19 protein-coding genes and 2 tRNA genes are annotated in these 21,204 nt (G+C 48.1%); 3 read left to right on the forward strand and 18 right to left on the reverse strand.

Annotation, left to right across the window (positions count from 1 at the left end):
- Window positions 1-3: 3 nt before the first annotated feature.
- The 5 genes from ITJ87_RS00750 to ITJ87_RS00770 form a co-directional block, all read right to left on the reverse strand.
- Window positions 4-1,059 carry a Gfo/Idh/MocA family oxidoreductase gene (locus tag ITJ87_RS00750; protein ID WP_117600790.1) on the reverse strand — a complete coding sequence of 352 codons (1,056 nt, stop codon included), beginning with the start codon at window positions 1,057-1,059 and terminating at the stop codon, window positions 4-6.
- 22 nt (window positions 1,060-1,081) lie between these two features.
- Complete coding sequence (locus ITJ87_RS00755; protein WP_117600789.1) at window positions 1,082-2,098, reverse strand: metallophosphoesterase family protein; 1,017 nt, start codon at window positions 2,096-2,098, stop codon at window positions 1,082-1,084.
- Window positions 2,099-2,136: 38 nt separating this feature from the next.
- Window positions 2,137-2,616 carry a 2-C-methyl-D-erythritol 2,4-cyclodiphosphate synthase gene (ispF, locus tag ITJ87_RS00760; RefSeq protein ID WP_117600788.1) on the reverse strand — a complete coding sequence of 160 codons (480 nt, stop codon included), beginning with the start codon at window positions 2,614-2,616 and terminating at the stop codon, window positions 2,137-2,139.
- 74 nt (window positions 2,617-2,690) lie between these two features.
- Window positions 2,691-3,308 carry a fumarylacetoacetate hydrolase family protein gene (locus tag ITJ87_RS00765; protein ID WP_117600787.1) on the reverse strand — a complete coding sequence of 206 codons (618 nt, stop codon included), beginning with the start codon at window positions 3,306-3,308 and terminating at the stop codon, window positions 2,691-2,693.
- Window positions 3,308-3,964, reverse strand: coding sequence for a redox-sensing transcriptional repressor Rex (locus tag ITJ87_RS00770; protein WP_005829607.1), 657 nt, complete (start codon window positions 3,962-3,964; stop codon window positions 3,308-3,310). The genes ITJ87_RS00765 and ITJ87_RS00770 overlap by 1 nt, the downstream gene beginning before the upstream one ends.
- A 150-nt stretch (window positions 3,965-4,114) precedes the next feature.
- Here ITJ87_RS00770 and ITJ87_RS00775 point away from each other — a divergent pair, with 150 nt between their 5' ends.
- Window positions 4,115-4,462 carry a translation initiation factor gene (locus ITJ87_RS00775; RefSeq protein WP_117713796.1) on the forward strand — a complete coding sequence of 116 codons (348 nt, stop codon included), beginning with the start codon at window positions 4,115-4,117 and terminating at the stop codon, window positions 4,460-4,462.
- Window positions 4,463-4,573: 111 nt separating this feature from the next.
- Here the strand turns inward: ITJ87_RS00775 and tsf are convergent, their stop codons facing one another.
- The 12 genes from tsf to carB form a co-directional block, all read right to left on the reverse strand.
- Window positions 4,574-5,566, reverse strand: a complete 993-nt coding sequence (tsf, locus tag ITJ87_RS00780; protein ID WP_005829605.1) for a translation elongation factor Ts — start codon at window positions 5,564-5,566, stop codon at window positions 4,574-4,576.
- 122 nt (window positions 5,567-5,688) lie between these two features.
- Entirely contained in the window at window positions 5,689-6,522 is an 834-nt protein-coding gene (rpsB, locus tag ITJ87_RS00785; protein WP_005829604.1) for a 30S ribosomal protein S2, read from the reverse strand.
- A 172-nt stretch (window positions 6,523-6,694) separates the two neighbouring features.
- On the reverse strand, window positions 6,695-7,081 hold the full coding sequence (gene rpsI / locus ITJ87_RS00790) for a 30S ribosomal protein S9 (protein ID WP_005829603.1): 387 nt from the start codon (window positions 7,079-7,081) through the stop codon (window positions 6,695-6,697).
- A 6-nt stretch (window positions 7,082-7,087) separates the two neighbouring features.
- Window positions 7,088-7,549, reverse strand: a complete 462-nt coding sequence (rplM, locus tag ITJ87_RS00795) for a 50S ribosomal protein L13 (protein WP_117600785.1) — start codon at window positions 7,547-7,549, stop codon at window positions 7,088-7,090.
- A 335-nt stretch (window positions 7,550-7,884) separates the two neighbouring features.
- Window positions 7,885-8,376 carry a DUF4488 domain-containing protein gene (locus ITJ87_RS00800; RefSeq protein ID WP_035450126.1) on the reverse strand — a complete coding sequence of 164 codons (492 nt, stop codon included), beginning with the start codon at window positions 8,374-8,376 and terminating at the stop codon, window positions 7,885-7,887.
- A gap of 151 nt (window positions 8,377-8,527) precedes the next feature.
- Window positions 8,528-9,931, reverse strand: coding sequence for an asparagine--tRNA ligase (gene asnS, locus ITJ87_RS00805; RefSeq protein WP_117965166.1), 1,404 nt, complete (start codon window positions 9,929-9,931; stop codon window positions 8,528-8,530).
- A gap of 27 nt (window positions 9,932-9,958) precedes the next feature.
- Window positions 9,959-11,425 (reverse strand): pseudouridine synthase, encoded by a 1,467-nt coding sequence (locus tag ITJ87_RS00810; protein WP_117965164.1) that lies wholly within the window; start codon window positions 11,423-11,425, stop codon window positions 9,959-9,961.
- A 137-nt stretch (window positions 11,426-11,562) separates the two neighbouring features.
- Window positions 11,563-12,909, reverse strand: a complete 1,347-nt coding sequence (gene purB, locus ITJ87_RS00815; RefSeq protein ID WP_009037826.1) for an adenylosuccinate lyase — start codon at window positions 12,907-12,909, stop codon at window positions 11,563-11,565.
- Between the two features lie 157 nt (window positions 12,910-13,066).
- A tRNA-Val gene (locus tag ITJ87_RS00820) sits at window positions 13,067-13,141 on the reverse strand.
- A 31-nt stretch (window positions 13,142-13,172) separates the two neighbouring features.
- Window positions 13,173-13,247: transfer RNA gene (locus ITJ87_RS00825), tRNA-Val, on the reverse strand.
- Window positions 13,248-13,377: 130 nt separating this feature from the next.
- On the reverse strand, window positions 13,378-13,938 hold the full coding sequence (locus tag ITJ87_RS00830; protein WP_016274434.1) for a sugar O-acetyltransferase: 561 nt from the start codon (window positions 13,936-13,938) through the stop codon (window positions 13,378-13,380).
- Window positions 13,939-14,066: 128 nt separating this feature from the next.
- The gene (carB, locus tag ITJ87_RS00835; RefSeq protein WP_005829587.1) at window positions 14,067-17,294 is read right to left on the reverse strand and encodes a carbamoyl-phosphate synthase (glutamine-hydrolyzing) large subunit; all 3,228 of its coding nucleotides are present in this window, start codon (window positions 17,292-17,294) and stop codon (window positions 14,067-14,069) included.
- A 641-nt stretch (window positions 17,295-17,935) separates the two neighbouring features.
- Here carB and ITJ87_RS00840 point away from each other — a divergent pair.
- Together ITJ87_RS00840 and trpS are read left to right on the forward strand one after the other, a co-directional pair.
- Complete coding sequence (locus ITJ87_RS00840) at window positions 17,936-18,580, forward strand: HU family DNA-binding protein (protein WP_005833449.1); 645 nt, start codon at window positions 17,936-17,938, stop codon at window positions 18,578-18,580.
- A gap of 74 nt (window positions 18,581-18,654) precedes the next feature.
- Window positions 18,655-19,749, forward strand: a complete 1,095-nt coding sequence (trpS, locus tag ITJ87_RS00845) for a tryptophan--tRNA ligase (protein ID WP_005829577.1) — start codon at window positions 18,655-18,657, stop codon at window positions 19,747-19,749.
- A gap of 149 nt (window positions 19,750-19,898) precedes the next feature.
- Here trpS and ITJ87_RS00850 read toward each other — a convergent pair whose 3' ends face one another.
- Complete coding sequence (locus tag ITJ87_RS00850) at window positions 19,899-21,092, reverse strand: OmpA family protein (RefSeq protein WP_009037822.1); 1,194 nt, start codon at window positions 21,090-21,092, stop codon at window positions 19,899-19,901.
- Window positions 21,093-21,204: the final 112 nt, after the last annotated feature.

A 21,204-nucleotide genomic window follows, 5' to 3' on the forward strand; every position in this document is an offset into this window, starting at 1 on the left:
GGATCAGATACGAACCACACACTGCATACGGCTGCTTTCCCAGGCTGCTTCTATCAAGCGGATGACTCCGACCACCTCCCGGGCATCGCTCTGCAAAGGTTTGCCGTGGTGGATATGCCGATAGATATTCTCATAAAAAGCTGCATAATCACCGGGAAGACTTGGATAAGGTTCATGCACGATTCTACCGTCCTTTTCCGTATAAAGCAGTCCCCAAGAGGATTTGTCCTCCTCGCCCCAGTGCGGAGTGCCGGGCAATACGCCCTCGGTCAAGGCAGCTTCCTGCGGGTCGAAACCATATTTTACGTAAGAACCTTCCCTGCCGTGGAGGACGAAACGGGGTTCGCTCGCACACATCAGATAGCTGGATTTCAGCGTTATCTTCACTTCGGGCGCCTTTGAGGGACGTAACAAATGGATGATGAAATAGTCGTCTACCTTGCTGTCCTTGCGCAACGTGGCAATATCTGCAAAGACGGCTTCGGGCATACCGAACAGCTGCACAGCCTGGTCTATGACGTGAGCACCCAGGTTATAGGTCAAGCCGCCGCCATCTTGTCCGGTTTCCTTCCAAGTATTCGGCTTGATAAAATTACGATAACGGGGAAAGGTAGATTCAAACTCCACCAGATGTCCCAGCAAGCCTTTGGATAGTATTTGCTTAACTGTCAGGAAATCGCAGTCCCACCGGCGGTTCTGGTAAACGCTCAAGGTCAGCCCCCGGCTTGCGGCAAATGCCACAAGTTCCTCAGCTTCTGCCACAGTGGTGGTGAAAGGCTTCTCCACAACCACATGCTTACCTGCTTCGAGGGCGCGGCGGGCATACTCATAATGAGTGCTGTCCGGTGTGTTGATGACAACCAAATCCAACCCTTCCACTCCGATAAGTTCCTCAAAACTCCGCACAATACAAGCGTCGGGATACTTCTCCCGGGAGAGTTCCTTACTGCGCTCCATGACGGCAGTCAATTCAAAATGAGGATTGGTGGAGATGAAGGGAGCATGAAAAACACGTCCCGACATTCCGTAAGCGGCTAATCCGGTTCTTATCTTGTCCATATCGTTCTTTTTAAGTTCACCCTTATTCCGTCACCAACGGACGCTTACGCCAATCGTCCTTCATATAGCTGTCGGGGTAGACCGTCTTATCAATAATTTCGCCACCTTTCAGACGAATCCAGGTGGTGAAAGTACGGGCACCTTCCTTCATCAAAATGACACGTGCACCGTTGGACAAATGGTTGTACTCGGTATTGCCACCGGTGAAACGGCCATAAGCCAGCAGGATACCTTTCCACATTACGGCATAATCGTTGTCATGATCGTGCCCGACAAACATCCCCATCACATCACCGGCCTCTTTCATGGCAGTGAACATGCCCGTATTCAGTTCCGGAGCACAAGCCTTTTCCATGCGGGTACCTATCAGTATGGCGTTCTCGTCGGAAGCGGCTTCGTTATATTCCGGCAGAGGAATATGGAAGAATGCCAGTGCAGGCAAAGGTTGCCCACCGTTCTTTGCCTTATAAGCGGCACTCTGCTGACGGTACCAGTTCACCTGGTCAAAAGTAAGCCAGTCATATCCCTTTACATCGGGCAGTTTGGAGTAGGAATGGGAATCCAGGCAGTAAAGCAGGGCTGCATCCTTCTTGCCGTCCGAGGATTTCAGTGTGAGGACATAGTCGGGAGATTCTACTCCACCACGGTCGGGCTGGATATTGAAAGGCATGGAACGAATAACGTCATAAAGCTCGGCACGTGTTTTTCCCTGCTCGTTGTCGTGGTTGCCAAAAGTTACAACAAAAGGAATCTTACGGTCCGTAGCATAGGAAAGCACCTTACGCATAGCCGTATCGGCAGGTGCGGCATAGACCACATCACCGGTAAAGACTACTAAATCGGGGCGCTCGGCATCGAGCACCTCGCCAATACGCTTCAAAGCAATGTCCGAAGCCGGATTACCATACTTAAAGTGGATGTCTGTAAACTGAACGATTTTAAACTCTCCGTTCTTGTTGAACTGCAAAGGCGATACTTGTGCCAGGCAGAACAAGGAGGATAAAAGTGCCAGACAAAAGGCCAAGGAGATTTTCTTCATATAAGTGGATGATTAAATTGAGTTGATATTATTTCATGTCATTCCTTCACTATCAATACAGTGGCATAGGCGGATATACCTTCCTCCCTGCCCGTAAAGCCGAGTTTCTCCGTGGTGGTGGCCTTGATGGAGATGTCATCCTCGTCTATTCCCATCACCGCGGCAAGCGTACGTTGCATTTCGGGAATATGGGTTTTCAACTTAGGCCGCTCAGCGCAGATGGTGGCATCAATGTTACCCACCGAATAGCCTTTGGCAGCTATCAGTTCTATTGTTTTCTTTAGCAGAATCTTGCTGTCTATGTTCTTGAACTCACCGGCAGTATCGGGAAAATGATAGCCGATGTCGCGCATATTCGCCGCTCCCAGCAATGCGTCACAGATAGTATGGATGAGCACGTCTGCATCCGAGTGCCCCAACAATCCCTTTTCATGTTCCAGGCGGATGCCGCCCAGCCAAAGTTCGCGCCCTGCCACCAGTTGATGGACATCAAAGCCGAAACCTACACGTATCTTCATATCGTTGCTTCTTTAAGTTGATACGAAAGTACGGAAAAAAAGCGAGGTAACAAGAAAAAACAAGACGAAGATAATCAGCGGATATTGAAGTCGAGCACTTTCTCCTCTCCAAGATAGCCCTGCAAGTGCTGTCCGATGCTGATGGGACCTACTCCCACAGGGGTACCCGTGAACAGCAAGTCACCGATTTTCAAGGTCATGAAGCGACTGACATAGGCAATGATATCATCTACCCGGAACAACATATCCGATGTATGGCCACGTTGCACCTCCTTATCATCAATCGTCAGATGGAAGTCCAGATTCTGTACATTGCCGCCCACCTGTTCCAAAGGAACAAAGGTGCCGATAGCTGCCGAATTGTCGAAACCTTTGCAAAGCTCCCACGGATTACCCGCCTCACGGAATTTACGTTGCAAGTCGCGTGCCGTGAAGTCGATGCCCACCGTCACCGCATCGTAATAGCGATGGGCAAAGCGAGGAGCAATATTCTTGCCCAAACGGCAGATGCGTACCACCACTTCTGCCTCATAATGCACTTCGTTGGAAAAGTCGGGGATAAAGAAAGGTTTGCCATCTTTCAGTATAGCTGAATCGGGCTTCAAAAAAATAACCGGTTCCTTATTCTCGTGTGTATGTCCCAGCTCTTTGTTGTGCAGAGCATAGTTCATCCCTACAGCAATAATCTTCATTACTTGATTTCGTTAAAGTTCAGTCTGTTAAACATCACGGCCAGATGGGCATAAAGGGAAGTGTTCTGCACGACAATGTTCTCGGGAACACGGATACGGAACGGGGTGAAGTTCCATACGGCCTTGATACCGCCCTCTACCATGGAATCCGTTATCTGCTGGGCTATTTCGATAGGTACCGTCAGCACGCCTATATTGACATCGTACTCCTGCATCTTCTGCTTGAACTCGTCCGAGTGATAGATGGGGATGCCGCTCAGTGTCGTACCCACCAGTTCGGGCTTCACATCGAAAGCAGCCACTATCTCCAAACCGAAATGGCTTAGGCCCGAGTCACGCAGCAAGGCACCTCCCAAGCTTCCGACACCGAACAGAAAGGCTTTGTGTATATTGGTAAATCCCAGGAAGTCCTCCAGTACAGCTATCAGCGTGTCCACCTCATAGCCCACACGCGTACGCCCCGAGATATTGACATACGAAAGGTCTTTGGCAATTTGTGAAGCATCAATATTGATTTCCTTGGAAATCTGGGTGGATGACACGAATCGTTCCCCCTTTTGTTTCAGCAACTTTACATTAGAAAGGTACCACGGAAGCCGGCGCAAGGTAGGTTCCGGCACCTTCATGGTTTCTTTTTTCTGTAACGGACTGCTCATAGTTTCTTATTTAAGTTCTCAATATTGCGATTGACAAAAGTAGTGCTTTTTTTCTAATCAGTAACACGGATGCAACAAAAGCTTAACATAATTTCTAATTGCATAATTCCACATAATATCGTACTTTTGGGAAGTTTAAAAGAAAGAAGTATGAAGAATAATGATTGGAAAGAACGGTTGAATATAGTCTATTCCACCAACCCGAACTACAACTATGAGATGAATGACGATGAGGAACAAGCTACTCTCGCCCCTGCACAACAACGCCTGCGTGTGCAGCTGGACCGCAAGAACCGGGGCGGCAAAGTCGTCACTCTTGTCACCGGTTTCGTGGGCACCGACAATGACCTGAAAGAACTGGGCAAATTGCTGAAAAGTAAATGTGGAGTGGGCGGAAGTGCCAAAGATGGAGAAATCATTGTGCAGGGCGACTTCAAACAGCGTGTCATCGACCTGCTGAAAGCTGAAGGATACACGCAAACTAAACCCGTAGGATAAATAAACCATCATCCGTCTCACTGCAACTGTAGAGGCATAAAAAAAGTGACCGTTTAGGAATTCAACTCCATATACGGCCACTTCTTTTTATAGAATCGTTTCTAAGCGGAATTATTCAGCGCGCAAAGTAAAACGCTTGAAGTCAACAACCTTCAATTCAGGATCAGCTTCTTTCAAGACTTCTCTAACTGTCTTCTTGCCATCCATGATGTCTTCCTGGTTCAGCAAGCAAACTTCTTTCAAGAACTTGCCAAGACGACCCTTAGCAATATTCTGAATCATTTGTTCAGGCAGATGTGCAGCCTTCTCAGCAGAAACAGTAGCAATGATTTCCTTTGCCTTTGCCACGTCTTCAGCAGTAATCCAGCCCTTGGCCATGTTGCTTTCCATGTGGTCTTCGCTGTCCACGTGAGCCGGGTTGATACCAGCCTTCTTCAAAGCGGCCTCAACAGCCTTCTGTACCTGTTCAGCTTTTGTCTTCTCTATAGCAACATCTATTTCCTTCTGCTTGATTTCTTCAGATACACCATCTTCGTCTACCGCAATCGGATTCATGGCAGCAATCTGCATGGCAATCTGCTTAGCCAGTCCTTCTTCAACAGCCTTGTTGAAAGCAACAATAGTGCAGAGACCGTTTCTGTTCATGTGGTTATAAACCACAGTGCTTGCGCCTTCTACAGTCATGTAACCATCCAGCTCCATCTTCTCGCCAGTGATACCGCTACGGTCTGTTACAGCATCCTGTACAGTACCGTTGCCCATCGGCAGAGCTTTTACTTCGTCCAGAGTCTTGCACTTGTTAGCTACGGCAAGGTCCAGAATGTCCTGAGTCAGTTTCACGAAATCAGCATTCTGAGCCACGAAGTCAGTTTCGCACTTCAAAGCGATGATAACGGCAAAGTCACCCGTAGTCTTAGCCAGCACACAGCCTTCAGAAGCCTCGCGATCTGAACGCTTAGCTGCAACAGCTTGTCCCTTCTTACGGATAATTTCCATTGCCTTGTCGAAATCGCCTTCAGCTTCAGTCAAAGCATTCTTGCAATCCATCATACCAGCACCGGTCATCTTGCGGAGCTTGGTTATATCAGCCATACTTACAGCCATAATATCTTTTTATTTTAATTGTTAATAATATCCTTATAAAGTAATTGAGAGTTGAGAATAGAGAATTGAGAATTGCCGTAAAGTAACTCTCAACTTTCAATTCTCAACTCTCAACAGTATGATTAAGCCTCTTCTTCCTTCATGAAAGCAGCAGCCTTAGCGGCATTGATTGCTTCCTCGTCGGACTTGTCGAGTCTTGCTTTTGTAGCTTTCTTCTTGCCTTTGTTGGCAGGAGCTTCACCGGCAGCTTCCATGTCTACCTTTTCGGCCTTACGTTCTTCCAGACCTTCCTGCATAGCAGCACAGCAGGCATCAAGAATAACTTCTACTGACTTAGTAGCGTCATCATTTGCCGGGATTACGAAATCGATGTTCGTAGGATCAGAGTTTGTATCAACGATACCGAATACTGGAATACCCAAACGGTTAGCTTCACGAACTGCGATATTTTCCTTCATTACGTCGATAACGAACAGAGCAGACGGCAGACGAGTCAGGTCAGCGATAGAGCCCAAAGTCTTGTCCAACTTTGCACGTTGACGTGAAATCTGAAGAATTTCTCTCTTGGAGAGGTTTGAATAGGTACCGTCGCTTGTCAGCTTGTCGATGGTAGCCATCTTCTTGACAGCCTTACGGATAGTCGGGAAGTTAGTCAACATACCACCCGGCCAACGCTCGATTACATAAGGCATATTTACAGATGCAGCCTTATCGGCAACCACCTGCTTAGCTTGTTTTTTAGTAGCAACAAACAGGACTTTCTTTCCTGATTTAGCGATTTGCTTCAAAGCTTCAGCAGCTTCGTCAATTTTAGCAACCGTCTTGTTGAGGTCAATGATATGAATACCATTGCGCTCCATGAAGATGTAAGGAGCCATTGCGGGGTTCCACTTTCTTTTCAAGTGACCGAAGTGGCAACCGGCTTCCAATAATGTATCAAAATTTGTTCTAGACATTTTCTTTTAAATTAATCGTTTACTTTCTTTTTTGTTTCTTCTAAACCAACCGCCGGGTAGTCTAAATCTGAAGAGTCCCGGTAGTTTAGATACTAAACGCTTTTTCAGTTGAGAGTTGAGAGGTGAAAGTCGAGAATTAAGCAACTTGTCCGCCCCAACCGTTCTCCAACTCTTAACGTTTACTGAACTGGAATCTACGACGTGCTTTCGGTTGTCCCGGTTTCTTACGTTCAACAGAACGAGGATCACGAGTCATGAAGCCTTCAGAACGGAGAGCAGCCTTGTCCTCAGCATTGATTTTCACCAGTGCGCGGGCAATTGCCAAACGCAAAGCCTGAGACTGTCCAGTGAAACCACCACCGCAGAGGTTCACTTTGATATCGTACTTTTCAGCAACACCCAGCTTGTTCAACGGCTGTTTAACTACATACTGAAGAATGCTTGATGGAAAGTACTCTGCGAGGTCTCTCTTATTAATAGTAATCTTTCCGGTACCTTCGCTTACGAAAATACGTGCAATTGCACTTTTACGTCTGCCTAATGCATTTACTACTTCCATTATCTCTTATTTAAGTATGTTAATATCAATCATTTTCGGGTTCTGAGCATCGTGTTTGTGCTCGCTACCGGCATATACATACATATTGCCCAGCAATTTTGCGCCCAACTTGTTCTTAGGCAACATACCCTTTACTACTTTTCTCAGTAACTTGTCATCACCGTTCGGTTTTGCCTGCAAACGGGCAGGAGTGATTTCTCTCTGACCGCCGGGATAACCTGTATATGACAGATATACCTTGTCATTCCACTTGTTACCGGTTAATTTTACTTTGTCGGCATTGATAATGATTACATTATCGCCACAATCTACGTGAGGGGTAAAGTTAGGTTTATACTTTCCTCTCAACAGTTTCGCAACTTTTGCGCCCAGACGGCCCAATACCTGGTCTGTAGCGTCAACAATGACCCATTCTTTAGTCACTGTAGCTTTGTTTGCAGAAATGGTCTTGTAACTTAAAGTATCCACTCTTAATTGTTTTTTAAAATGTTACTACTAAATTTTTTCTTCACCGCAAGCCAGTCATCCCGGACAATGGAAGATTAACTCGCTATGAATTAAATGCTTATCCTTTCGAGATAATAATCGGCTTGCAAAGGTACGGTTTTTCTTAGAACTGGCAAAAGTTTTCCACTTTTTTTTTAGAGAGCCACTTGGCTGATATACAACAGACAAAGTTATCCTGCGGAGAAAGGGAAGAATCTCCGCAGAACAACTCTTTATGATGCGGCCTTCATCGGTCGGTGCCGTCATAGAAGGCTTTCAAAGCTGCATGAGAAAGAAACGGGAAAGAGAAAGAAATATCAACGGACAAGGTCTTCGGGGAATTTTGCAGGCATGCCCACCCGCTTCCATGTTTCATGGAACCATGTATTCAGTTCATTACCATTCAAGTCCTTAGCTATAAAATACTTCAGGTACATTACCCCGTCGTCCCCTATTTCAAACTCCAGTATATTGTCTTTATGGTCCAACATGGGCAAATGGATGTTTTTCTCAATGCTTTCCTTATAGGAATTATCCGTCAGCTGCTGATAAGTCCCATATCCAGTGATGATGGCATCTTTACCTGGAATAATTGTAAAATTGACAATACGGCCGTCATCACTCAGCACTTTAAAGGTGTTACTCGGTTTCAATATCCCGGGAACATCCGGGATTTCAGACACATAATGACATAACTGCCAAATTCCTGCCAGTTCCGCAGGCCTAAACTCTGCGCTCTCCTGCGCATTGGCTCCCGCTACCGCAAGCAGCACCGCTGCCAGCATGGTAAAGAAATAGTTCCGTTTCATATTCGTATGATGTTGGTTAACGTTATGTCGTTCCGTTAGACACAAATATACGGATTTATTTTGAGATTATAACATTTTTAGATATAAAAAAACCGCACAAACAACAGAATGTTTGTGCGGATGATTTTATCCAGTTTGTATATTCCAAAACCTAGAACTCGGCGTTACGCGGCGTACGTGGGAACGGTATAACATCACGAATATTCGTCATGCCCGTCACGAACAGCAACAAACGCTCAAAGCCCAAACCAAATCCGGAGTGGGGACATGTACCGAACTTGCGGGTATCGAGATACCACCACATATCCTTCATCGGAATGTGAAGTTCGTCAATACGCGTCATCAGCTTGTTGTAATCCGATTCACGTTCGGAACCGCCAATGATTTCCCCAATCTTCGGGAAGAGCACATCCATGGCACGCACGGTCTTGCCGTCTTCGTTCTGCTTCATATAGAACGCTTTGATTTCCTTCGGATAGTCAGTCAGGATAACCGGACGCTTGAAGTGGTCTTCCACCAGATAGCGCTCGTGTTCGGAAGCCAAGTCAACTCCCCAGTACACCGGGAATTCAAACTTATGTCCTTTGGCAACAGCCTCTTCCAGTATCTTGATACCTTCCGTATAGGGCAGGCGCACGAAGCTTTCTTTCAAGACACCTTGCAGACGTTCAATCAAGCCCTTATCAAACATGTCATTGAGGAACTTCACATCGTCGGCACAGTTGTCCAAAGCCCACTGCACACAATACTTGATGAAGTCTTCCGCCAAGTCCATATTGTCCGTAATATCATTGAACGCCACTTCCGGCTCAATCATCCAGAACTCTGCCAAGTGGCGGGGAGTATTGGAATTCTCGGCACGGAACGTAGGACCGAATGTATAGATGGCTCCCAATGCAGTAGCGGCAAGTTCGCCTTCCAACTGTCCGGAAACTGTCAGGCTGGCCTGCTTTCCGAAGAAGTCATCATCGTAAATAATGGAACCATTCTCGTCCTTCTTCAAGTCATACAGATTCTTCGTAGTTACCTGGAACATCTGGCCTGCGCCTTCGCAGTCGGAAGCCGTGATGATCGGAGTATGAAAATAGAAGAACCCTCTGTCATGGAAGAACTTGTGAATGGCAATCGCCATATTGTGACGAATACGGAACACAGCTCCGAACGTATTGGTACGGGGACGCAGATGGGCTATCTCACGGAGGAACTCCATGGAATGTCCTTTCTTCTGCAACGGATACGTGTTATCGCAAGCTCCCAGCACTTCGATTTCGCGGGCCTGCACTTCGGCCTTCTGACCGGAACCGACAGATTCCGTCAGCACACCGTTTACACTCAAACAAGCACCGGTAGTTATCTCTTTCAGCATCTCCTCATCGAAGTTACCCAAGTCTACTACAATCTGCACATTATTTATTGTAGAACCGTCATTCAGCGCGATAAAGTTTACTTGCTTACTACCTCTGCGGGTACGAACCCAGCCCTTCACGTTGACCATAGCGCCAAAATCTTCACGCTTCAGCAGGTCAACCACCTTTGTTCTACTAATCTTTTCCATAAAACAGTTATTATACCTTATTATATATTACTCGAAAGAACCCATGCGCAGGAAGTTCACCTCTTGCTCCGTGAGGTAACGCCATTCGCCGCGGCGCAAGCCTTTCTTGGTTAAACCGGCAAAATATACACGATCCAGCTTCATCACCTTGTATCCCAGCGATTCGAAGATACGACGCACGATACGGTTCTTACCGGAGTGAATTTCAATGCCGACATCATCTTTCTTGACGTCATCCGTATAGCTGATGGCATCTGCATGGATTTCTCCGTCATCCAGTTGAATACCGGCCGCAATTTGCTCCATATCGGCTTTTGTCAGATTCTTGTCCAAATGCACATGATATATTTTCTTCTTCAGATACTTGGGATGCGTCAGCTTGGAAGCCAGGTCACCATCATTTGTCAGCAGCAACACACCTGTAGTATTACGGTCCAGACGACCTACCGGATAAATACGTTCGTTGCAAGCGCCTTTCACCAAATCCATCACCGTGCGACGTGCTTGGGGGTCATCCGAAGTAGTCACTGTATCTTTCGGCTTGTTCAGCAGGACGTAAATCTTACGTTCGATACTGACCGTCTGGTCGTGGAACTTCACTTCATCACCACGCTTAATCTTGGTTCCCAATTCCGTCACGACCTCCCCGTTTACAGAAACGACTCCGGCAGTGATGAATTCATCAGCCTCGCGACGGGAGCAAACACCGGCGTTGGCCAAGAATTTATTCAGACGGATAGGCTCGTTCGGGTCCACAAACTGCTCCTTATACTCTATCTGTTTCTTCTTGCTGTACTTAGCATTGGGGTCATAATCGGCCGAACGACGGACAGGACGGCTATAGCTATCTCTGTTACCATATCCGCCAGCTCTTCCACCACCCGAATTGAAGCGTGGACGATAAGGACGGTCACCACTCTCATTATTGTAGCGAGGACGCTGCGGACGGTCGCCATCTTCACTGTTATAGCGCGGACGATAGGGACGGTCTGTATTATAAGAACGATCACTGTTATAAGGACGTTGCGGACGGTCACCACCTTCATTACCATAACGCGGGCGCTGCGGACGGTCACTATTATAAGGGCGTTGCGGACGGTCGCCACCTTCGCTGTTGTAGCGCGGACGGTAAGGACGGTCCCCCGAATTGTTTCCATAAGGACGTTGCGGACGGTCGCCGCCTTCGCTGTTATAACGCGGACGATAAGGGCGGTCGCCATTATCATTATTGTAACGAGGACGCTGCGGACGGTCACCATTGTCCGCACCAGGATTAAAGCGTGGGCGATAAGGACGGTCACTGTTATAAAGGCGTTGCGGGCGGTCGCCGTTTTCACTGTTAAATCTGGGGCGATAAGGACGGTCGCCATTATCACGGTTGTAAGACGGACGGCTGTAGCCACCTTCCTTGTTAAATTGGTTACCATCGCGGCCGGCACCTGAGTTCTCCTCTGAGGAAGAAGCATCACGCCAAGTTTCGTTTTCTGTACTCATTGTTTTTTTATTCGAATAAAATTAAACCTTGGCCTCACGGCCATTCATTGTCTCTATTATACCTTGAATTTTATATGTTTCTATAACAATTGCCGGACCAAAAAGTTGAAATTCCTCCGGCACACTTCTGTCGTTGCTTAAATTCCCGTATAAGTATGGGGGGTAATCACCCGCAATTCCTTCTTTATCTCTTCACTCACATTCAGTCCTTCTATAAATTCCTTGATAGACGCTTCCGTAATGGCCTGATTGGTACGGGTCAACGCTTTCAACGCTTCATAAGGATGCGGATAGGCCTCGCGGCGCAGAATGGTCTGGATAGCCTCGGCCACCACGCTCCAGCAATTGTCCAGGTCACGGTAGATGGCCGGTTCGTTCAACAGCAACTTACGCAAACCCTTCAAAGAACTTTGTATGGCAATAATGATATGCCCGAACGGCATACCCACATTGCGGAGCACGGTAGAGTCCGTCAAGTCACGCTGCAAACGGGAAACCGGCAGTTTTACCGCCAAGTGCTCAAGAATAGCATTCGCCATGCCCAGGTTTCCTTCCGCATTTTCAAAGTCAATCGGGTTCACCTTGTGCGGCATCGCGCTGGAGCCCACCTCACCGGCTTTAATCTTCTGCTTGAAATATTCCATAGAGATATATTGCCAGAAGTCACGGTTCATATCAATCATCACCGTATTGATGCGCTTCATGGCATCAAAGATGGCAGACAGATTATCGTAATTGGATATCTGGGTAGTATACTCCTCGCGTTCCAAGCCAAGCTTTTCGGAAACGAACTTATTGCCGAATGCCTTCCAGTCATATTCCGGATAAGCCACATGATGGGCATTGTAATTACCCGTAGCGCCACCGAACTTTGCTGTCACCGGACAAGCCTTCAGCGTTGCCAACTGGCGTTCCAGACGGTAGACAAACACCATTACCTCCTTGCCCAAACGGGTAGGCGAAGCCGGTTGTCCGTGTGTCTTGGCAAGCATGGGGATAGCGGCCCACTCTTCCGCATAAGCACGGAGCTGCGCTATCAGTTCCTCTATTTGAGGATAGTACACCTGCTCCAACGCCTCCTTTACAGACAAAGGAACAGACGTATTGTTGATATCTTGTGAAGTCAGGCCAAAATGGATGAACTCCTTATAGTCGTCCATACCACCCAACTTGTCAAACTCTTCTTTCAAGAAATACTCCACAGCCTTCACATCATGGTTCGTCACGCTCTCAATGTCCTTAATGCGTTGCGCGTCGGCTTCGGAAAAGTTACGGTAAATGTTTCTCAAGGTTTCGAAAACACCCTTATCCACCCCTTTCAGCTGCGGCAAAGGCAGCTCACACAGCGTGATAAAGTATTCTACTTCAACTTGTACACGGTATTTAATCAGTGCAAATTCTGAAAAATAGGCAGCCAAAACATCTGTTTTGCCTCTGTATCGACCGTCAATCGGAGAGATTGCGGTAAGTAAATCAAGTTTCATACGTCGTATTTATGATGATAATTATCGGACTGCAAAATTACTGCTTTTTTCTGAGTAACAAGACATAAAGAATAAAGATTTTAAGAAAAGGAAGTTAATGGATAAAAAAATGGCCTTACAATCGCTTGCAAGACCACCTTCGAATGAAAATTTCCAGTGGGCGTTGACGGATTCGAACCGCCGACCCTCTGCTTGTAAGGCAGATGCTCTGAACCAGCTGAGCTAAACGCCCTTTTGATGAACGAAAGTGCTTGGATTTTGTGTGGGCGTTGACGGATTCGAACCGCCGACCCTCTGCTTGTAAGGCAGATGCTCTGAACCAGCTGAGCTAAACGCCCGTACACTTCCGTTTCAAAAGCGATGCAAAGGTACAGCTTATTTTGACATTACCAAAACTTTTGCATAATATTTTTCGATATTTTTTTAGTCATTTAGCGACACACTCTGTTTTTCAAGCATTTAGTACGTTCACTTTTTTGCCTCATTTTTCCGGATAACCTTTGCCGGATTGCCAACGGCTATGCTATCGGATGGAATATCTTTCGTCACCACACTACCCGCACCGATGATACAACGGTCGCCGATGGTGACGCCTGGACACAAAATGGCACCGCCGCCAATCCAGCAATCCTCTCCTATCGTCACCGGATAGGCATATTCCTTTTCCGTACGACGCTCGATATAATCCATCGGATGATGGGGAGTGTATATCTGTACGCATGGACCGACCAACGTATGGGCACCAATCGTGATATATCCCCCGTCCAGGAAAGTGCAATTGGCATTGACAAAGACATGCTCACCCAGCCGGATACCATCCCCATGGTCGCAATGGAACGGCGGACAGATGACGGACGTGGCGGGAATGCCCGGTACCAGCTCCTCCAGCAAGCTCCGGTAATCCTCATCGTAAGTACTCATCACACGCATTTTTGCCAGCAAGCGCTTGGCATGCTCGAACTTCACCTGTATCTCCGGAACGGACATATCCGCCAACTGGGAGCTACGCATTTTTTCCACTTCATTCATATTGTTTCTTCTTTTGATTCATACAGAGACTCAGCCCCGAACAAAAATACGGAAATAAACGCAGTATACCAAAAGAGCGGAAAACCTTTCGGCTTTCCGCTCCTGCAATCGTTTATAGAGCAAACAATTTATTTGTACTCCTGCCAGCTCTTAATCTGGATATCTTCCAGCTTCATTTCGCAGAATGCCTCGATAAAGGCACTTGCCAGGCGGGCATTGGTAATCAACGGAATGTTGTGGTCGATGGCACCGCGACGAATCTTGTAGCCATTGGTCAGCTCGCGTTTCGTATGGTTCTTCGGAATGTTGACAATCAGGTCGAAGGCATGGTCGGCAATCATCGTCATTACGTTGTTTTCCGCATCCGGGCGTTCATCCGGCCAGTAAACGGCTTCCGTCGTCACGCCATGGGCGTTGAGGAAAGCGGCTGTACCTGCCGTAGCATAAATCTTATAGCCTTTGGCAAAGAGCATGCGGCTGGCATCCAGCAAATCCACCTTGGACTTCATGGCTCCGGAGGAGAACATCACGCCCTTCTCGGGACGGGGGATTCTGAATCCGGTAGCAATCATGGCATTCAGCAATGCTTCGGAGAAGTCGTCGCCAATACAGCCTACCTCGCCCGTAGACGACATGTCCACACCCAATACCGGGTCTGCCTTGTGCAGACGGGAGAAGGAGAACTGGCTTGCCTTCACACCGATACGGTCGATGTCGAATGCCGACTTGTCCGGTTGTGTATAGGGAGCGTCCAGCATGATGCGGGTAGCAGTCTCGATGAAGTTACGCTTCAGCACCTTGGATACGAACGGGAAGCTGCGCGATGCACGGAGGTTACACTCGATAACCTTCACCTCGTTGTTGCGTGCCAGGAACTGAATATTGAAAGGACCGGAAATATTGAGTTCCTTCGCAATCTGGCGGCTGATTTTCTTGATGCGGCGTGCCGTTGCAAAGTAAATCTTCTGTGCCGGGAATACCAGCGTAGCGTCACCGGAGTGTACACCGGCAAACTCTACGTGCTCGGAGATGGCGTATTCCACCACTTCACCGTTTTGGGCAACAGCGTCGAACTCAATCTCCTTAGTGTTCTGCAAGAACTGGGATACCACCACCGGATATTCCTTAGATACTTCGGCAGCCATCTTCAAGAAGTTTTCCAGTTCTTCTTCATCGTAGCATACGTTCATCGCAGCACCGGAGAGCACGTAAGACGGACGCACCAGTACCGGATAGCCCACCTTCTCTACAAAGCCTTTCACATCTTCCAGGCTGGTGAGTTCCTGCCAAGCCGGTTGGTCGATGCCCAGCTGGTCGAGCATGGCAGAGAACTTGTTACGGTTTTCGGCACGGTCGATGGAGATGGGGGAAGTACCCAACACGGGAACTGACTGGCGGTGAAGCTTCATAGCCAGGTTGTTAGGAATCTGTCCACCCACGGACACGATGACACCGCGCGGCTGCTCCAGGTCGATAACGTCGAGCACACGTTCGAAGGAGAGCTCGTCGAAGTAGAGACGGTCGCACATGTCGTAGTCCGTAGAAACGGTTTCGGGGTTATAGTTAATCATGATGGACTTGTAGCCCAGCTTGCGGGCAGTCTGGATGGCATTCACCGAACACCAGTCGAACTCTACAGACGAACCGATGCGGTAAGCGCCCGAACCAAGCACAACCACTGATTTTTCATTCTTATAATAGTTCACATCATAACCCTGAACGGCATACGTCATGTAGAGGTAGTTCGTCAGTTCCGGATGTTCGGAAGCCACCGTATTGATGCGCTTCACGGCGGGCAGGATGCCCAGCTCCTTACGACGGGCGCGTACGGTAAGGTTTTCCTTCTCCATATTGCCTTGCGGATTCAGCACGAAGCGGGCAATCTGGAAGTCGGAGAAGCCAAGCACTTTGGCTTCGCGCAGCACGTCGGCGGGGATGTCTTCCACCTTATTATATTGGGAAAGTTTCTGCTTGTAGTCTACGATGTTCTTCAGCTTGCCCAAGAACCAGGGGTCAATCTTGGTCAGCTCAAAGATGCGGTCGATGGCATATCCCTTTTCCAGAGCCTCGGCAATGGCAAAGACGCGCAGGTCGGTGGGATGTGACAGTTCGTAATCCAAGTCATCGAACTCCACTCCCTCATTGCCCACGAATCCGTGCATTCCCTGACCAATCATACGCAAGCCCTTCTGGATAATTTCTTCAAAGGAACGTCCGATAGACATGATTTCGCCTACCGACTTCATGCTGGAGCCAATTTCGCGGCTGACACCTACGAACTTCGTCAAGTCCCAACGCGGAATCTTGCAAATCAGGTAATCAAGTTGCGGAGCAGCATATGCAGAATTGGGAGTTCCCATCTCGCCGATTTGGTCGAGCGTATAGCCCAACGCAATCTTGGCAGCCACGAATGCCAGCGGATAACCGGTAGCCTTGGAAGCCAATGCGGAAGAACGGGACAGACGGGCGTTCACCTCGATGACACGATAGTCGTTTGTCTCGGCGTTGAACGCATACTGGATGTTACATTCGCCCACGATGCCCAGGTGGCGGATACATTTGGTGGAGAGCTCCTGCAACATTTTCACCTGCTCGTCGGTCAATGAGCAAGTGGGAGCCACTACGATGGACTCACCCGTATGAATGCCCAGCGGGTCGAAGTTTTCCATGCTTGCCACCGTGAAGCAGTGGTCGTTGGCATCGCGGATTACCTCGAATTCAATTTCCTTCCAACCCTTCAGAGACTCTTCTACCAGAATCTGCTTGGAGAAAGTGAAAGAGCTTTCGGCCAATTTAATGAAGGCTTCCTCGTCCGGACAAATACCGCTTCCCAGTCCACCCAGAGCATAAGCCGAGCGCACCATCACGGGGTAGCCAATCTCGCGGGCTGCCTTCAGTGCGTCCTCCATGCTCTCCACAGCGTGGCTCTTCGGAGTCTTCATCGGAATCTCGTCCAGCTTCTTCACAAAGAGGTCACGGTCTTCGGTGTACATAATCGCCTCAACGGAAGTACCCAGCACGCGCACGCCATATTTCTGAAGAATTCCGTTCTGATAGAGTTCCGTACCGCAGTTCAGCGCCGTCTGTCCGCCGAATGCCAGCAAAATGCCGTCGGGACGTTCTTTCTTGATGATTTCTTCCACGAAATAAGGAGTTACCGGCAAGAAATAAACTTGATCGGCGATACCTTCCGATGTCTGGATAGTAGCAATGTTCGGGTTTACCAAAACAGAACCGATACCTTCTTCGCGCAACGCCTTCAGCGCCTGCGAACCGGAATAGTCAAACTCTCCGGCCTGACCAATCTTGAGCGCACCAGAACCCAAGACAAGCACTTTCTTTAAATTCTTTTCCATATTCTCTTGTTGTCTATTAAGTTACGAGTTACAAGCTACGAACTACGAGTTGTAGCTATTTCACAAAAAAAATGCGTCACCCAATAAAGGATTAACGCATTACCAAAGAACTAAAAATATCTTTCTCGAAAAAAGAGAAACTGACGGCTCCCGAATGAAATTCATTCGAACGGAGGTTATATTTGCTTCTCATTTCCTGCGATTGCATAGTCTCTTTAAAATTTGTGCAAAGTAACGACTTATTTACGAAAAGAGCAAATTGTGGCATATTTTTTTGCATAAAAGAAACGTCATCCTCCATAATAGAAGAGCGGCCGTCGCCCACAACCGAAATCTTTTTCCGAAAAATGCGATTCCATATAAAAAAGAAAGACTATATCTCAGTAAAGGCATTTGCGGATAAATATGAAGATTCTCCCCACCAAAACTTGCTTTTCTCGCCACGGAAACTTACCTTTGTGCCTATACAAAAATAGAACAAGGATTCTGTTTCTACAAACAAAGCCTTTATTCTTAAAAATAAAATTTCTATTCCTTGGAATAAAGGCTTTATTCTAAGATTTCTCCGCCACCAAAAGAACTTTGCTCCGCAGGGAAAAGGACTTTGCAACGAAGGAAAGAAAAGAAAGGAGAACGCAACAATGACCACACGCTACCAAATGAAAGAAATGCCCGACTTGCAAGGCACGGGCGAACCAATCACCTACCCCAAGATGGTGATGACCGGACAGACCGGCACGCGCGAACTGGCGGAATACATCGCCATGACCTCGGGATTCTCGAAAGGCGTAACCGAAGGAATTATCTGCGAGCTGGGCGAAGCCCTGGCCCACGAAATGGGAATGGGACGCTCGGTGAAGATAGAAGGATTGGGCGTATTCACCCCCGCACTGTCCATCTACCCCGACAAGGAACGCGAACAGCCCCAAGAAAGCACCACGAAGCGAAACGCGCGGAGCATCTACGTAAGTGGCGTGAACTTCCGCACAGACAAGGCCTTGATTAGAGAAACCAACCATTGGTGCGAACTGGAACGTGCCTCCTGGAAACCCGCACGCTCGTCGAAGAAATACACCCCCGAACAACGTCTGGCTCTGGCGCATCAGTATCTGGACAAGCATGCCTTCCTTACTGTCAGCATCTACCGGCAACTGACCGGACTCGTCCGCTCCACCGCCACCGTGGAACTGCGCAAATGGGCACATACTCCCGGCAGCGGAATCGATACAAGCGGCATCGGAAGCCATAAGGTATACGTGAAAAGGAAAGAAAGCGTCATCCCTTGAGGTTTCGATAATTATAGGTATCTTTGCCGGTCTTAATGGCTTTTATACAATGAAGAAACTAAAAAATACATAATATGGCAAAAGAAAAAATCATCCTTACGGGCGACCGCCCCACAGGACGCCTGCACATAGGACACTATGTAGGCTCATTGAGAAGAAGAGTGGAACTGCAAAACTCCGGCTTGTACGACAAGATTTTCATCTTCATCGCCGACGCACAAGCGCTGACGGACAATATGGAGAATCCGGAAAAGGTGCGCCAGAACGTCATCGAGGTGGCACTGGACTACCTGGCTTGCGGACTGGACCCGACGAAGAGTACCATCTTCATCCAATCCCAGATACCGGAACTCTGCGAACTGACCTTCTACTATATGGACCTGGTGACCGTGAGCCGCCTGCAACGCAACCCGACGGTAAAGACCGAAATCCAGATGCGTAATTTCGAGACAAGCATCCCCGTAGGTTTCTTCACCTACCCCATCAGCCAGGCAGCGGACATTACCGCCTTCCGCGCCACTACCGTGCCCGTGGGCGAAGACCAGGAGCCGATGATTGAACAAGCTCGTGAAATCGTACGCCGTTTCAACTATATATATGGTGAAACCCTCGTGGAACCGGAAATCCTGTTGCCCGACAATGCAGCCTGCCTGCGCCTGCCGGGAACGGACGGCAAAGCCAAGATGAGCAAGAGCCTCGGCAACTGTATCTATCTTTCGGACTCTGCCGACGAGGTGCAGAAGAAGGTGAAGAGCATGTATACCGACCCCGACCACCTGCGTGTGCAAGACCCCGGAAAATTGGAAGGCAACACCGTATTCACTTACCTGGATGCCTTTTGCCGTCCGGAACACTTCGGCCTTTATCTGCCCGAATATCCGAATCTGGACGAACTGAAAGCCCACTACCAACGTGGCGGTCTGGGCGACATGAAAGTGAAGAAGTTCCTCAACGAAATTATGCAGGAGACACTGGAGCCTATCCGCAACCGCCGCAAGGAGTTTGAAAAAGACATCCCCGCCATCTACGACATGCTGAAGAAAGGTTGCGAAACTGCCAGGGAAACCGCTGCCGCAACCTTGGACGATGTACGCAAGGCTATGAAGATAAACTACTTTGATGATGCGGAACTGATTGCAGAGCAAGTAAAGAAATTCGGCGGAGAATAAGGGATAGGAGATACGAGTTACAGAAGTTACGAGTTACAAGGAGCTACCTGTTACAAGTTACTGGTTACAAAAAATGAGGGGCATGCGTCATAATAACGCATGCCCCTTCTCATTTCTATAACTCGTAACTCCTTGTAGCTTGTAGCTTTCTAATTGGCAGATTTCACCAATACCACACGGTTCAGAATCGGCTGTCCGAACTTATCGACACCACCACCGGCATCCACCTTCAGGCGGTCAGCAGGAATTCCGTATTGTTTTACCAATACATCGACCACGGCTTGTGCACGCTTCAAACTCAACTCTTTGTTGAATGCCGGCGTACCGGTTGCAGAGTCTGCATATCCGTTTACAGTGTAAGTGGCGTTCGGGAACTGTTTCATCTGGTCTGCCAGATAAGACAAGTTCATTGCTTCACGTGGAGAGACTTCGGCAGAACCGATATTGAAGAATACGGTACGCGGTGCTATATCCGGATCGGGAACAATCACTTCGGTTTCCGTAACTTCGGCCACCGGCTGGTTCTGTGCAGCCACCAATGCATTCTGCAGCTGCTGGTTGGCAGCTCCCATCTCTGCAAGCTGTGCCTGCATGGCAGCCAGCTCTACCTGAGAAATCAACTGAGGCATCGGGCGACGGAATCCACGGGCGGGGAAACGGTATGTCAACCCTACCGTTGCACTCAGCACGCCATCATATCCATGATCGCCGCCAACTTCGCCATCGAACTTATCTTCAACGCCCATTGCGCTCAGCTCCAGGTTAATATCTATCGCATTGGAAATACGGAAGCGATTGATGATACCCGCGTTTACAGACAGAGCTTCGCGGTGAGGCTTTGTGTAGTTGTGAGTGAAGCCAGCACCTACATAAGGAATGATTTCATACACACGGTGCTGGTTGTATCCTCCAAACAGCGCATTCAGATTGAACATCACATCTCCGTGCAGATTCATATAGTCGAAACGCTGTTTGTAGTAGCCGTCATCCATCTGAGTGCCTTTCACGTAGTCAGCACCTGCATCATACGTATATCCTCTTGCCTGAAGGCCGCTATATTGCAGACGTACTCCCAGTCCCGGGGTGAACCATTTGCCGATGGCAAAATTCAGCGTCGGACTGATACGCTTGCCAAAACTTCCTGCCTTATCATTATCTCCAAAAGTTGCTTCGGCACCACCGCCTATAGAGAAAAACCAATTACTCCAGAACGGATTAGTGATTACCTGATATTTATCCTGAACCTGGATAACACCAAATTCTTCCACAACTTCAGTCTTTTGCTGCGCCATGGCAACAGAAGACACACCAGCTAAAGCCAGTAACATTAGAATCTTTTTCATATACCTTAAAATAGTTAAGTGGTTAATTAAACTCTTTATCATTCAAACTGTCTAATTAACGCCAACAGAACTAAAAGGTTCTGAATATTTGTACTTTTTTTGCCTTGATGCA

The sequence above is a fragment of the Bacteroides sp. HF-162 genome (assembly GCF_015679285.1).
Taxonomy (GTDB): Bacteria; Bacteroidota; Bacteroidia; order Bacteroidales; family Bacteroidaceae; genus Bacteroides; species Bacteroides uniformis.

Excerpts from the sequence above, each read along its gene's own strand:
- trpS (WP_005829577.1), top strand. The coding sequence starts at position 18,655 with ATGGCAAAAGAAAAAATCATCCTTACGGGCGACCGCCCCACAGGACGC.
- ITJ87_RS00775 (WP_117713796.1), top strand. The coding sequence starts at position 4,115 with ATGAAGAATAATGATTGGAAAGAACGGTTGAATATAGTCTATTCCACC.
- asnS (WP_117965166.1), bottom strand. The coding sequence starts at position 9,931 with ATGGAAAAGATTAGTAGAACAAAGGTGGTTGACCTGCTGAAGCGTGAA.
- ITJ87_RS00850 (WP_009037822.1), bottom strand. The coding sequence starts at position 21,092 with ATGAAAAAGATTCTAATGTTACTGGCTTTAGCTGGTGTGTCTTCTGTT.
- ITJ87_RS00765 (WP_117600787.1), bottom strand. The coding sequence starts at position 3,308 with ATGAAGATTATTGCTGTAGGGATGAACTATGCTCTGCACAACAAAGAG.
- ITJ87_RS00750 (WP_117600790.1), bottom strand. The coding sequence starts at position 1,059 with ATGGACAAGATAAGAACCGGATTAGCCGCTTACGGAATGTCGGGACGT.
- ITJ87_RS00810 (WP_117965164.1), bottom strand. The coding sequence starts at position 11,425 with ATGAGTACAGAAAACGAAACTTGGCGTGATGCTTCTTCCTCAGAGGAG.
- tsf (WP_005829605.1), bottom strand. The coding sequence starts at position 5,566 with ATGGCTGTAAGTATGGCTGATATAACCAAGCTCCGCAAGATGACCGGT.
- rpsI (WP_005829603.1), bottom strand. The coding sequence starts at position 7,081 with ATGGAAGTAGTAAATGCATTAGGCAGACGTAAAAGTGCAATTGCACGT.
- rpsB (WP_005829604.1), bottom strand. The coding sequence starts at position 6,522 with ATGTCTAGAACAAATTTTGATACATTATTGGAAGCCGGTTGCCACTTC.
- purB (WP_009037826.1), bottom strand. The coding sequence starts at position 12,909 with ATGAAACTTGATTTACTTACCGCAATCTCTCCGATTGACGGTCGATAC.
- ITJ87_RS00830 (WP_016274434.1), bottom strand. The coding sequence starts at position 13,938 with ATGAATGAAGTGGAAAAAATGCGTAGCTCCCAGTTGGCGGATATGTCC.
- ITJ87_RS00770 (WP_005829607.1), bottom strand. The coding sequence starts at position 3,964 with ATGAGCAGTCCGTTACAGAAAAAAGAAACCATGAAGGTGCCGGAACCT.
- ITJ87_RS00800 (WP_035450126.1), bottom strand. The coding sequence starts at position 8,376 with ATGAAACGGAACTATTTCTTTACCATGCTGGCAGCGGTGCTGCTTGCG.
- carB (WP_005829587.1), bottom strand. The coding sequence starts at position 17,294 with ATGGAAAAGAATTTAAAGAAAGTGCTTGTCTTGGGTTCTGGTGCGCTC.
- ITJ87_RS00840 (WP_005833449.1), top strand. The coding sequence starts at position 17,936 with ATGACCACACGCTACCAAATGAAAGAAATGCCCGACTTGCAAGGCACG.
- ITJ87_RS00755 (WP_117600789.1), bottom strand. The coding sequence starts at position 2,098 with ATGAAGAAAATCTCCTTGGCCTTTTGTCTGGCACTTTTATCCTCCTTG.
- ispF (WP_117600788.1), bottom strand. The coding sequence starts at position 2,616 with ATGAAGATACGTGTAGGTTTCGGCTTTGATGTCCATCAACTGGTGGCA.